11 protein-coding genes are annotated in these 12,598 nt (G+C 70.7%); 9 read left to right on the top strand and 2 right to left on the bottom strand.

Annotation, left to right across the window (positions count from 1 at the left end):
* Positions 1 to 52: 52 nt before the first annotated feature.
* Positions 53 to 889, bottom strand: a complete 837-nt coding sequence (locus IE294_RS03105) for a peptidylprolyl isomerase (protein WP_189882039.1) — start codon at positions 887 to 889, stop codon at positions 53 to 55.
* Positions 890 to 1,058: 169 nt separating this feature from the next.
* On the opposite strand from IE294_RS03105, the gene IE294_RS03100 reads away from it, so the two are divergent.
* From IE294_RS03100 to rpsD, 5 genes are all read left to right on the top strand, one after another.
* Positions 1,059 to 1,775: an MBL fold metallo-hydrolase gene (locus IE294_RS03100; protein ID WP_189814895.1), complete on the top strand. Its 717-nt coding sequence runs from the start codon at positions 1,059 to 1,061 to the stop codon at positions 1,773 to 1,775.
* 13 nt (positions 1,776 to 1,788) lie between these two features.
* Complete coding sequence (gene hisS / locus IE294_RS03095; protein WP_189882037.1) at positions 1,789 to 3,051, top strand: histidine--tRNA ligase; 1,263 nt, start codon at positions 1,789 to 1,791, stop codon at positions 3,049 to 3,051.
* 222 nt (positions 3,052 to 3,273) lie between these two features.
* Entirely contained in the window at positions 3,274 to 3,930 is a 657-nt protein-coding gene (locus IE294_RS03090; protein WP_189882035.1) for a vitamin K epoxide reductase family protein, read from the top strand.
* A gap of 43 nt (positions 3,931 to 3,973) precedes the next feature.
* Positions 3,974 to 5,329, top strand: coding sequence for a replication-associated recombination protein A (locus IE294_RS03085; protein WP_189882033.1), 1,356 nt, complete (start codon positions 3,974 to 3,976; stop codon positions 5,327 to 5,329).
* Positions 5,330 to 5,634: 305 nt separating this feature from the next.
* Entirely contained in the window at positions 5,635 to 6,249 is a 615-nt protein-coding gene (gene rpsD / locus IE294_RS03080; protein WP_014671539.1) for a 30S ribosomal protein S4, read from the top strand.
* A gap of 21 nt (positions 6,250 to 6,270) precedes the next feature.
* Here rpsD and IE294_RS03075 read toward each other — a convergent pair whose 3' ends face one another.
* A complete protein-coding gene (locus IE294_RS03075) occupies positions 6,271 to 8,442 on the bottom strand; it encodes an ATP-binding protein (RefSeq protein ID WP_189882031.1) in 2,172 nt (723 codons plus the stop codon).
* A gap of 163 nt (positions 8,443 to 8,605) precedes the next feature.
* Between IE294_RS03075 and IE294_RS03070 the strand changes: the two genes are divergently transcribed.
* From IE294_RS03070 to ruvX, 4 genes are read left to right on the top strand one after another with little or no spacing between them, the layout of a single operon-like run.
* The gene (locus tag IE294_RS03070) at positions 8,606 to 9,043 is read left to right on the top strand and encodes a DUF948 domain-containing protein (protein WP_086011507.1); all 438 of its coding nucleotides are present in this window, start codon (positions 8,606 to 8,608) and stop codon (positions 9,041 to 9,043) included.
* A gap of 16 nt (positions 9,044 to 9,059) precedes the next feature.
* A complete protein-coding gene (locus tag IE294_RS03065) occupies positions 9,060 to 9,407 on the top strand; it encodes a hypothetical protein (RefSeq protein ID WP_189882029.1) in 348 nt (115 codons plus the stop codon).
* On the top strand, positions 9,407 to 12,079 hold the full coding sequence (gene alaS / locus IE294_RS03060) for an alanine--tRNA ligase (protein WP_189882027.1): 2,673 nt from the start codon (positions 9,407 to 9,409) through the stop codon (positions 12,077 to 12,079). Before IE294_RS03065 ends, alaS begins: the two co-directional genes overlap by 1 nt.
* A 14-nt stretch (positions 12,080 to 12,093) precedes the next feature.
* On the top strand, positions 12,094 to 12,558 hold the full coding sequence (gene ruvX / locus IE294_RS03055) for a Holliday junction resolvase RuvX (protein WP_132786573.1): 465 nt from the start codon (positions 12,094 to 12,096) through the stop codon (positions 12,556 to 12,558).
* Positions 12,559 to 12,598: the final 40 nt, after the last annotated feature.

Genomic DNA, 12,598 nt, shown 5'->3' with positions numbered 1-12,598 from the left:
CAGTCGGCCGTTCCCGGCCCCCGTTGACCTCAGGACTTGCTGACGGCCGGCCTCAGGACTTGCTGACGGTCGCCTTGTTGATCACGACCGTCGCGTTCGGCGCACCGTCACCGGCACCCGTGTTCTCGCCGGCCGCGGCGATCTTGTTCAGCACCTTCATGCCCGCCGCGTCGATCGTGCCGAACGGGGTGTAGCTGGGCGGCAGGGGGCTGTCCTTGTAGACGAGGAAGAACTGGCTGCCGCCGGTGTGCTTCTGGCCGGTGTTGGCCATCGCCACCGTGCCCGCCGGGTAGGTGTTGCTCTTCAGGCTCGTGTCCTTGAGGTTCTCGTCCGGGAGCGTGTAGCCCGGACCGCCCATGCCGGTGCCCTGCGGGTCGCCGCACTGGAGGACGTAGATGCCCTGGGTGGTCAGGCGGTGGCACTTGGTGTGGTCGAAGTAGCCCTTGCCCGCGAGGAAGTCGAACGAGTTCACCGTGTGCGGGGCCGCCGACGTCTTCAGCGCGATGCCGATGTCACCGCACGTCGTGGCGAGCTTCAGCGTGTACTTGGCCGACGTGTCGATCGTCATCGCCGGCTCCTTCTTCCAGCTCAGCTTCTCCGCCGAGCCGGCCGCCGGCTTCGCGCACGGGTCCGGGGCCTTGCTGGTCGGCGCGGCGCTCGGGCTGGCGCCGGGGGTGACCTCGGCGCTCGCGTTCTCCTTCTTGTCGCCGTCGTCCTTCAGCACCCCGGTCGTGTACAGGGCGACGCTGCCGATCACGACCACGCCCAGTACCGACGCGATCACGGAGTTGCGCAGGCGGGCCTTGCGCCGCGCCTCGGTGCGCCGCTGCTGCTGCCGCAAGAACTTCTCCCGGGCGAGCTGACGCCGCCGCTGCTCCTGGCTGACCACCGGGTTCTCTCCTCATGCGTGTCGTGTGTCGGGCGGCACGCGTGCGTCCTCGTGCTCCGACCGCTGCGTGTAGCCCCGTACCGTATATGGGTTCGCTGAGGAAACGGCAGCGCCGGTAGGCTCTGACTCCAGCGGAAGCCGCCTGTAACCGACACAACGAAGGACGATCGTGCTCATTGCCGGGTTCCCCGCCGGGGCCTGGGGGACGAACTGTTATCTCGTCGCCCCCGCCGCCGGTGAGGAGTGCGTGATCATCGACCCCGGCCACCAGGCCGCCGAAGGCGTCGAGGAAGCACTGGAGAAGCATCGGCTCAAGCCCGTCGCCGTCGTCCTCACCCACGGCCACATCGACCATGTCGCCTCGGTCGTCCCCGTCTGCGGGGCGCACGACGTCCCGGCCTGGATCCACCCCGAGGACCGGTACATGCTGAGCGACCCCGAGAAGGCGCTCGGCCGCTCCATCGGCATGCCGCTGATGGGCGAGCTGACCGTGGGGGAGCCGGATGACGTGAAGGAGCTGACGAACGGCACCAGCCTCGAACTGGCAGGCCTGGAGTTCTCCGTCGCGCACGCGCCGGGCCATACCAGGGGGTCGGTGACCTTCCGGATGCCCGAGACCGCCGACATCCCGTCGGTGTTCTTCTCCGGGGATCTGCTGTTCGCCGGCTCCATCGGACGCACCGACCTGCCGGGCGGATCCATGGAGGACATGCTGAGGTCGCTGGCCCGCGTGTGCCTGCCGCTCGACGACTCCACCGTGGTGCTGTCCGGCCACGGCCCCCAGACGACCATCGGCCAGGAGCGCGCCACCAACCCCTATCTGCGGGAAGTGGCCGCAGGCCGCCAAGATCGCGGCGCCGCCGAGGCTCCCCGACGAGGAATGTGACGAGAGACCTTCCGTGAGCACCTTCCAGGCCCCCAAGGGCACCTACGACCTGATCCCGCCGGACTCGGCGACGTATCTGGCGGTCCGCGAGGCGATCGCCGCTCCGCTGCGCAACTCCGGCTACGGCTACATCGAGACCCCCGGCTTCGAGAACGTCGAACTCTTCGCGCGCGGTGTCGGCGAGTCCACCGACATCGTGACCAAGGAGATGTACGCCTTCGAGACCAAGGGCGGCGACAAGCTCGCCCTGCGCCCCGAGGGCACGGCGTCCGTGCTGCGCGCGGCGCTGGAGGCCAACCTGCACAAGTCGGGCAACCTCCCGGTCAAGCTCTGGTACTCCGGCTCCTACTACCGCTACGAGCGCCCCCAGAAGGGCCGTTACCGGCACTTCTCCCAGGTCGGCGCGGAGGCGATCGGCGCCGAGGACCCGGCGCTGGACGCCGAACTGATCATCCTGGCCGACCAGGCGTACCGCTCGCTGGGCCTCAGGAACTTCCGCATCCTGCTGAACAGCCTCGGCGACAAGGAGTGCCGCCCGGTGTACCGGACGGCGCTCCAGGAGTTCCTGCACGGCCTGGACCTGGACGAGGACACGCGCCGCCGCGTCGACATCAACCCGCTCCGGGTCCTCGACGACAAGCGCGAGTCGGTCCAGAAGCAGCTCACCGGCGCGCCGCTGCTGCGCGACTACCTGTGCGACGCGTGCAAGGCGTACCACGAGGAGGTCCGTGAGCTGATCACCGCCGCGGGCGTCTCCTTCGAGGACGACCCGAAGCTGGTGCGCGGCCTGGACTACTACACCCGCACCACCTTCGAGTTCGTGCACGACGGTCTCGGCTCGCAGTCCGCGGTGGGCGGCGGCGGGCGCTACGACGGCCTGTCCGAGATGATCGGCGGCCCGGCGCTGCCGTCCGTCGGCTGGGCCCTGGGCGTCGACCGCACGGTCCTCGCGCTGGAGGCCGAGGGCGTGGAACTGGACATCCCGGCGTCGACCAGCGTCTACGCCGTCCCGCTCGGCGAGGAGGCCCGCCGGGTGCTGTTCGCCAAGGTCACCGAGTTGCGCAAGGTGGGCATCGCGGCGGACTTCGCCTACGGCGGCAAGGGCCTGAAGGGCGCCATGAAGAACGCCAACCGCTCGGGCGCCCGCTACGCGATCGTCGCCGGTGAGCGCGACCTCGCCGAGGGCGTCGTCCAGCTCAAGGACATGGAGTCCGGCGAGCAGGCGGCGATCGGCGTGAACGAGATCGTGGCGGAGCTGGAAGCGCGGCTCGGCTAGCAGCACACACACGCGCGCGTGGGCGCCGGACGCTCTCCCGAGGGGCTGTCCGGCGCCTTCGTCGTACGTACCGCGCGGCGGCCGGCGCTGTCCGGAACCGAGCAGGCGGTACCCGTCGTACGTACATCCTTATACGGAGCGAACGGTGCGCACACACGCGTGTGCGGCACAATGACCCGTGCCCGAAGATGGTCCAAGTCTCAAGTGACGGAAATCGGCGTGATGAGCAAGTCGACAGTCAAAGACGTCTCCGCGGAGCCCGGCCCGGAGCGCGCCGCCGACGCCCCGCGCGCGGTGGGCGGCAGCCGCGCCTTCGCCATCCTGCTGGTGATCACCGGGGCGGCCGGACTGCTGGCCGCCTGGGTCATCACGATCGACAAGTTCAAGCTGCTGGAAGCCAAGGTCGCCGGCAAGACGTTCACCCCCGGGTGCAGCCTCAACCCGGTCGTCTCCTGCGGCAGCGTCATGGAGAGCAAGCAGGCCGCCGCCTTCGGCTTCCCCAACCCGATGCTCGGTCTCGTCGCCTACGGCATCGTCATCTGCGTCGGCATGAGCCTGCTGGCCCGCGCCCGGTTCCCGCGCTGGTACTGGCTGACCTTCAACTTCGGCACGCTCTTCGGCGTGGCCTTCTGCACCTGGCTCCAGTTCCAGTCCCTGTACCGGATCAACGCGCTGTGCCTGTGGTGCTCGCTGGCGTGGGTCGCCACGATCACCATGTTCTGGTACGTCACCTCGTTCAACCTCCGCAACGACTTCCTGCCGTCCCCGCGCTGGCTGAAGTCCTTCTTCGGCGAGTTCACCTGGGTGCTGCCGGTCGTGCACGTCGGCATCATCGGCATGCTGGTCCTCACCCGCTGGTGGGACTTCTGGACCAGCTGACGGTCCCGGCCGGATTGTCAGTGCGGTGTTCTAGGGTTTCAGCGTGGAACCCGACCTCTTCACCGCAGCAGCAGAAGAACGCCAGGAGAAGGATCCGGCAGCCAGCCCCCTGGCGGTGCGCATGCGCCCGCGCACCCTCGACGAGGTCGTGGGCCAGCAGCACCTGCTCGGACCGGGCTCCCCGCTGCGCCGGCTGGTCGGCGAGGGCAACGGCGGCCCGGCCGGCCCGTCCTCGGTGATCCTGTGGGGCCCGCCCGGCACCGGAAAGACCACCCTGGCCTACGTCGTCTCGAAGGCGACGAACAAGCGGTTCGTGGAGCTGTCCGCGATCACCGCGGGCGTCAAGGAGGTCCGCGCGGTCATCGACGGCGCCCGCCGCGCCACCGGCGCCTTCGGCAAGGAGACCGTCCTCTTCCTGGACGAGATCCACCGCTTCAGCAAGGCCCAGCAGGACTCCCTGCTCCCGGCCGTGGAGAACCGCTGGGTGACCCTGATCGCGGCCACCACGGAGAACCCGTACTTCTCGGTGATCTCCCCGCTGCTCTCCCGCTCCCTCCTGCTCACCCTCGAACCGCTCACCGACGACGACATCCGCTCCCTGCTCCGCCGCGCGCTGAGCGACGAACGCGGCCTCAAGGAGGCCGTCACCCTCCCCGAGTACACCGAGGAGCATCTGCTCCGCATCGCCAGCGGCGACGCCCGCCGCGCCCTGACCGCCCTGGAGGCCGCCGCCGGGGCCGCCCTGGACCAGGGCGAGAGCGAGATCGGCCTGCGGACGCTGGAGCAGACGGTCGACCGGGCCGCGGTGACGTACGACCGCGACGGCGACCAGCACTACGACGTCGCCAGCGCCCTCATCAAGTCCATCCGCGGCTCCGACGTCGACGCGGCCCTGCACTACCTGGCCCGCATGATCGAGGCCGGCGAGGACCCCCGGTTCATCGCCCGCCGCCTGATGATCTCCGCCAGCGAGGACATCGGCCTCGCCGACCCGAACGCGCTGCCCATCGCCGTGGCCGCCGCCCAGGCCGTCGCCATGATCGGCTTCCCGGAGGCCGCGCTCACCCTCAGCCACGCCACGATCGCCCTGGCCCTCGCCCCCAAGTCCAACGCCGCGACCACCGCGATCGGCGCCGCCCTGGAAGACGTACGCAAGGGCCTGGCCGGACCCGTGCCGCCGCATCTGCGCGACGGGCACTACAAGGGCGCGGCCAAGCTCGGCCACGCCCAGGGGTACGTGTACCCGCACGACCTGCCCGAGGGCATCGCCGAGCAGCAGTACGCCCCGGACGCCCTGAAGGACCGCGAGTACTACACGCCGAGCCGGCACGGCGCCGAGGCCAGATACGCCGACGCCGTGGAGTGGACCCGCAAGCGCCTCGGTCGAAAGCGGTCCTGAGCACCCTGTAGACTGACCCGAAGTGCTGAGTCCCGTGCTGTCAGAGCGGGACAACCAGCCGGAGGCCCGGTCCCGCGCGGACCGGCTCCAGGAGCGTCGCGCACCGTCGAACGGTGTCGCGGGCAGCCCACCACCACTCGGAGTCCCGGGACGGTCGGTGGGCCACTCGCGTGCTGCACGTATGTGCCCAGACCAGGGAAGCGGCTGCCCGGCAGGTCCCCTGCGGACCCGGCGGGTTCTCCCGGCTGCGGATGTGACCTCCCTGAACACTGACGAGCCGAACACTACGAAAGAGACGAAAGACAGTGGCGAACCAGTCCCGCCCCAAGGTCAAGAAGTCGCGTGCCCTCGGCATCGCGCTGACCCCGAAGGCCGTCAAGTACTTCGAGGCCCGCCCCTACCCGCCGGGTGAGCACGGCCGCGGCCGCAAGCAGAACTCGGACTACAAGGTCCGTCTGCTGGAGAAGCAGCGCCTGCGCGCTCAGTACGACATCTCCGAGCGCCAGCTGGTCCGCGCCTACGAGCGCGCGTCCAAGGTCCAGGGCAAGACCGGCGAGGCCCTGATCGTGGAGCTGGAGCGCCGCCTCGACGCGCTGGTCCTGCGTTCGGGCATCGCCCGCACGATCTACCAGGCCCGCCAGATGGTCGTGCACGGCCACATCCAGGTCAACGGCCAGAAGGTCGACAAGCCGTCCTTCCGCGTCCGCCCGGACGACGTCGTGCAGGTCCGCGACCGCTCCAAGGACAAGACGCTCTTCCAGATCGCCCGTGAGGGTGGCTTCGCCCCCGACGGCGAGACCCCGCGCTACCTCCAGGTGAACCTCAAGGCCCTGGCGTTCCGCCTGGACCGCGAGCCGAACCGCAAGGAAGTTCCGGTCATCTGCGACGAGCAGCTCGTCGTCGAGTACTACGCCCGCTGACCCCCGTCACGGCGTAAGTCCTCAGCCCGCCGTCTCCCCGCCCTTCCGGGTGGGCGAGGCGGCGGGTTCGCGCTGTCCGGAGCGGGCGGCCGGGACCGGCCCCCGGGGCGCGGGCAGCGCCGGCAGCGGCCGTCCGTCCCTCCGCAGCGCACGGGCCACCGCGGTCTCCCGGTCCAGCCGCGCCCCCCGGCGCACCCACTCCTCGTACCGCTCGTCGCCCAGCGCCTCCCGGGCCATGGCCTCGCACTGCTCGTGCGGGGCGTTGTAGTAGGCCGAGCCGAACAGCGGCAGCCCGACCGAGGACCACATCCGCCCGGCGGCCCCCTGGAGCACCGCCGCCTCCACCGGATCGCCCTGCGTCACCGTCACCAGCGCCAGCAGCTCGATCGACAGCACCGTGCCCAGCAGGTCGTGGAAGCCGTGCGCGTTGTCCAGGCAGTCCGCCAGCAGCTCGCGCGCATGGACCGCGTCACCGCCCCGCCAGGCCGCGTACGCCAGCACGTACAGGGCGTACGACCGCGCCCACCGCTCCCCGTGGTCCTCGCACACCCGGCGCACGTCCTCGCACAGCCGCACCGCATCCGGCAGATCCCCCCGGAACGCCCGCGTCATCGCCAGCTCCACCTGGCCCATCAGGACGTTGCTGTTCAGCTCGCCGATCTCCTGGTAGCGGTCCAGCGCCGACCGCAGCAGCGTTTCCGCGCGGGCCATGTCATCCGTGACCAGGGCCAGACAGCCGGTGCGGTGCTCGGCGTACGCCACCGCCGTCGGATCGGCCGACCGCTCCGCCTGATCCCGGCACATCCGCAGCGCCCGGAGCGCCGCTGCGGTGTCGCCCTGGAGGATCGCCACATAGCCGAGCACCCACAGCGCCTTCAGCCGGGACCGCTCGTACTCCGACTCCAGCTCCAGCCCGCGCTCCAGCCACCGCCGCCCCTCCGCGAGCCGGCCGCACCCCACCCAGCAGAACCACAGCGCACCCGCCAGATGCTGGCCGAGGTGCGCCTCCTCCGGCTCGGTCAGGCAGAACTCCAGCGCGGTCCGCAGATTCGGCAGCTCCGCCTCGACCCGCGCGGCCACCTCGCGCTGCCGGGGCGAGAACCAGTCCAGCTCGCACAGGGTGGCGAGGCCCAGGTACCAGTCGCGGTGCCGTCTGCGCAGCCGGCCCTCGTCCCCGGTCGCCCCCAGCCACTCGGCGCCGTAGGCCCGGACGGTGTCCAGCATCCGGTAGCGCGGGCCCGCCGGGGTCTCCTCGCGGGAGACGACCGACTGGGCGAGCAGCTCCGAGAGCACGTCCAGCACGTCCTCCGCGGCCAGCCCGTCCCCGCTGCACACGTACTCGGCCGCCTCCAGGTCGAAGGAGTGCGCGAACACCGACAGGCGTGCCCACAGCAGCCGTTCGTCCGGTGAGCACAGCTCGTGGCTCCAGCCGATCGCCGTGCGCAGCGTCTGGTGCCGGGGGAGGGCGTCCCGGCCGCCACCGGTCAGCAGCCGGAACCGGTCGTCCAGGCGCCGCAGCAACTGCGCCGGGGACAGCGCCCGCAGCCGCCCGGCCGCCAGCTCCAGCGCCAGCGGGATGCCCTCCAGCCGCCGGCACAGCTCCCGCACCTCGGCGCCGTCGGCCACCGGCACGCCCTGCGCCCGGGCCCGGTCCGTGAACAGCTCCGCCGCCTCGTCCTCGCCGAGCGGCGCCAGCGGGAACAGCCGCTCGCCCGCGAGGCCCAGCGGACGCCGGCCCACGGCCAGCACCCGCAGCTCCGGGAGCTCGCGCAGCAGCTCCGCCGTCAGATCGGCACAGGCGGCCACCAGGTGCTCGAACCCGTCCAGCACCAACAGCGTCCGCCGCCCGGCCAGATGCTCCAGCAGCGCATCCCGGGGCAGGCGCGTGGTGTGGTCGGTCAGCCCCAGCGCCTCCACGACCGCGTACTCCACGAACTGCGGATCCCGCACCGCCGACAGCTCCACCCGCCCCCGGCCCGGGGCGCCCGCCGGGCCACCGCACGCCCAGCGCGCCGCCACCCGCGCGGCCAGCCGGGACTTGCCGACCCCGCCCACCCCGGTCACGGTCACCAGCCGTGCCTGGCCGAGCGCCGTCGTCAGCTCGGCCACCTCGGCCGAGCGCCCGACGAAAGAGGTGAGTTCGACGGGCGGATCGCCGTCCGCCCGGGAGCCGGGACTGTGAGCATTTCGCATGGGACACGGAGCGTACTGAACCGTGTTCACCGCGTACAATCGCTTCCCGCAACTCCGCCCGCTCCACCCGGTAATCCGGTACGGAGCCTCCGCCACGGCGCGATAGGCTCGGGGCACTGCTTTTTTCATGGTTCAGATGTTCAGAGCACGTTTCAGGGAGCGGGTGCGCACAGTGTCCGGTGGTGAGGTGGCCGGGATCCTGGTGGCCGTCTTCTGGGCGATCCTGGTCTCCTTCCTCGCGGTCGCACTGGCGAGGCTGGCCCAGACGCTCAAGGCGACCACCAAGCTCGTGGCGGACGTGACCGACCAGGCGGTCCCGCTGCTCGCCGACGCCTCCCAGGCGGTGCGCTCCGCGCAGACGCAGATCGACCGGGTCGACGCGATCGCCTCCGACGTCCAGGAGGTCACCTCGAACGCCTCCGCGCTGTCCACCACCGTCGCCTCCACCTTCGGCGGCCCGCTGGTGAAGGTCGCGGCCTTCGGCTACGGCGTCCGCCGGGCGCTCGGTGGCCGCAAGGAGGAGGACGTGCCGGGGAAGTCGCCCCGGCGTACCGTGATCGTGGGCCGGACGGTCCCTGCCGCACGCCGCAAGCGGAAGTAAGGACTGAGACCGAGCGATGTTCCGTCGTACGTTCTGGTTCACCACAGGTGTCGCCGCCGGTGTGTGGGCCACCACCAAGGTCAACCGCAAGCTGAAGCAGCTGACCCCGGAGAGCCTGGCCGCCACCGCGGCGAACAGGGCTCTTGAGACCGGTCAGCGGCTGAAGGACCGCGCGGTCGGCTTCGCGCTCGACGTCCGCGACAACATGGCCCAGCGGGAGGCCGAGCTGGAGGAGGCGCTCGGCATCCAGGAGAGCCCCGGGCTCACGGCACCCCGGCGGTACGCCGCCATCGAGAACAACCGCAGCAACCCGCAGTACGTCGAGAACACGACGTACTCGTACAACCGGAATGAGGACCACTGATGGAGTCGGCCGAGATTCGCCGCCGCTGGCTGAGCTTCTTCGAGGAGCGCGGGCACACCGTCGTCCCTTCGGCGTCGCTCATCGCGGACGACCCGACTCTGCTCCTCGTCCCCGCCGGCATGGTGCCCTTCAAGCCCTACTTCCTGGGTGAGGTCAAGCCGCCCTTCCCGCGCGCCACCAGCGTGCAGAAGTGCGTGCGCACGCCCGACATCGAAGAGGTCGGCAAGACCACGCGGCACGGCACGTTCTTCCAGATGTGCGGCAACTTCTCCTTCGGCGACTACTTCAAGGAAGGCGCCATCAAGCTCGCCTGGGAGCTGCTCACCAGCCCCCAGGACAAGGGCGGTTACGGCCTCGACCCCGAGCGCCTGTGGATCACCGTCTACCAGGACGACGACGAGGCCGAGCAGATCTGGCACGAGGTCGTCGGCGTGCCCAAGGAGCGCATCCAGCGCCTGGGCATGAAGGACAACTTCTGGTCCATGGGCGTCCCCGGCCCCTGCGGCCCCTGCTCCGAGATCAACTACGACCGCGGCCCCGAGTTCGGCGTCGAGGGCGGCCCCGCCGTCAACGACGAGCGGTACGTGGAGATCTGGAACCTCGTCTTCATGCAGTACGAGCGCGGCGAGGGCACCGGCAAGGACAACTTCGAGATCCTCGGGGACCTGCCGAGCAAGAACATCGACACGGGCCTCGGCCTGGAGCGGCTCGCCATGATTCTGCAAGACGTGCAGAACATGTACGAGATCGACACCTCCATGGCCGTCATCAAGCGCGCCACCGAGCTGACCGGTGTCCACTACGGCGACTCGCACGCCTCGGACGTCTCCCTCCGCGTGGTCACCGACCACATGCGCACCGCCACCATGCTCATCGGCGACGGCGTCACCCCCGGCAACGAGGGCCGTGGCTACGTGCTGCGCCGCATCATGCGACGCGCCATCCGCAACATGCGCCTGCTGGGCGCCACCGGACCGGTCGTCAAGGACCTGATCGACATCGTGATCCGGATGATGGGCCAGCAGTACCCCGAGCTGGTCACCGACCGCGAGCGCATCGAGAAGGTCGCCGTCGCCGAGGAGAACGCCTTCCTCAAGACGCTGAAGGCCGGCACCAACATCCTCGACACCGCCGTCACCGAGACCAAGGCCCAGGGCTCCGGCGTGCTGCCCGGCGACAAGGCCTTCCTGCTCCACGACACCTGGGGCTTCCCGATCGACCTCACCCTGGAGATGGCCGCCGAACAGGGCCTCTCCGTGGACGAGGAGGGCTTCCGCCGCCTGATGAAGGAGCAGCGGGAGCGCGCCAAGGCCGACGCCCAGGCCAAGAAGACCGGCCACGCCGACCTCGGTGCCTACCGTGAGATCGCCGACGCCGCCGGTGAGACCGACTTCATCGGCTACACCGACACCGAGGGCGAGTCCACGATCGTCGGCATCCTCGTCAACGGTGTCTCCTCCCCGGCCGCCACCGAGGGCGACGAGGTCGAGGTCGTCCTGGACCGCACCCCGTTCTACGCCGAGGGCGGCGGCCAGATCGGCGACACCGGCCGGATCAAGGTCGACTCCGGTGCCGTCATCGAGGTCCGCGACTGCCAGAAGCCGGTCCCGGGCGTGTACGTCCACAAGGGCGTCGTCCAGGTCGGCGAGGTGACCGTGGGAGCCAAGGCCCACGCCGCCATCGACACCCGCCGGCGCACGGCCATCGCCCGCGCCCACTCGGCCACCCACCTCACCCACCAGGCCCTGCGCGACGCCCTCGGCCCGACGGCCGCCCAGGCCGGTTCCGAGAACCAGCCCGGCCGTTTCCGCTTCGACTTCGGGTCCCCGTCCGCCGTGCCGACGGCCGTGATGACCGATGTCGAGCAGAAGATCAACGAGGTGCTCGCCCGCGACCTGGACGTGCGCGCCGACATCATGGGCATCGACGAGGCCAAGAAGCAGGGCGCCATCGCCGAGTTCGGCGAGAAGTACGGCGAGCGGGTCCGCGTCGTGACCATCGGCGACTTCTCCAAGGAGCTGTGCGGCGGCACGCACGTGCACAACACCGCCCAGCTGGGCCTGGTGAAGCTGCTCGGCGAGTCCTCCATCGGCTCCGGCGTGCGCCGTATCGAGGCCCTGGTCGGCGTCGACGCCTACAACTTCCTCGCCCGCGAGCACACGGTCGTCAACCAGCTGACCGAGCTGCTCAAGGGCCGCGCGGAGGAGCTGCCGGAGAAGGTCTCCGCCATGCTCGGCAAGCTGAAGGACGCCGAGAAGGAGATCGAGAAGTTCCGCGCCGAGAAGGTGCTCCAGGCCGCCGCCGGTCTCGCCGAGTCCGCCAAGGACGTGCGGGGTGTCGCCCTGGTCACCGGCCAGGTCCCGGACGGCACCACCCCGGACGACCTGCGCAAGCTGGTCCTGGACGTGCGCGGCCGGATCCAGGGCGGCCGGGCCGCCGTCGTGGCCCTGTTCACCGTCAACAACGGCAAGCCGCTCACGGTCATCGCCACCAACGAGGCCGCCCGCGAGCGCGGCCTCAAGGCCGGTGACCTGGTCCGTACGGCCGCCAAGACGCTCGGCGGTGGCGGTGGCGGCAAGCCGGACGTCGCCCAGGGCGGCGGCCAGAACCCGGCCGCCGTCGGCGAGGCCGTCGAGGCCGTCGAGCGCCTGGTCGCCGAGACCGCCAAGTAGGGAACGGCCGAGACATGCGCAGAGGACGTCGGCTCGCGATCGACGTCGGGGACGCCCGGATCGGGGTCGCCTCGTGCGACCCCGACGGGATCCTCGCCACCCCGGTGGAGACCGTCCCGGGCCGGGACGTCCCCGCCGCCCACCGCCGGTTGCGTCAGCTGGTGGAGGAGTACGAACCGATCGAGGTCGTCGTCGGCCTCCCCCGCTCCCTCAAGGGGGGCGAGGGCCCGGCCGCGGTCAAGGTCCGCGCCTTCGCGCAGGAGCTGGCCAAGGGCATCAAGCCGGTGCCGGTGCGGCTGGTGGACGAGCGGATGACGACCGTGACGGCCAGTCAGGGGCTGCGTGCCTCGGGCGTGAGGTCGAAGAAGGGCCGTGCGGTCATCGACCAGGCCGCCGCCGTCATCATTTTGCAGCAGGCCCTGGAATCCGAACGGGTGTCAGGTGAACCACCCGGCGAAGGCGTCGAAGTGGTCATCTGATCGCGATACGGTAACGTTCCGCGCGATGCGCCGGTGTTCG

This window comes from Streptomyces canarius, from assembly GCF_014650735.1.
Taxonomy (GTDB): domain Bacteria; phylum Actinomycetota; class Actinomycetes; order Streptomycetales; family Streptomycetaceae; genus Streptomyces; species Streptomyces olivaceoviridis.
This window is presented reverse-complemented; position numbering and strand designations above follow the sequence as displayed.

Bases quoted from the DNA above. Each gene is read 5' to 3' on its own strand.
- IE294_RS03090 (WP_189882035.1), top strand. From the start codon at position 3,274: ATGAGCAAGTCGACAGTCAAAGACGTCTCCGCGGAGCCCGGCCCGGAG.
- IE294_RS03075 (WP_189882031.1), bottom strand. From the start codon at position 8,442: ATGCGAAATGCTCACAGTCCCGGCTCCCGGGCGGACGGCGATCCGCCC.
- IE294_RS03065 (WP_189882029.1), top strand. From the start codon at position 9,060: ATGTTCCGTCGTACGTTCTGGTTCACCACAGGTGTCGCCGCCGGTGTG.
- alaS (WP_189882027.1), top strand. From the start codon at position 9,407: ATGGAGTCGGCCGAGATTCGCCGCCGCTGGCTGAGCTTCTTCGAGGAG.
- ruvX (WP_132786573.1), top strand. From the start codon at position 12,094: ATGCGCAGAGGACGTCGGCTCGCGATCGACGTCGGGGACGCCCGGATC.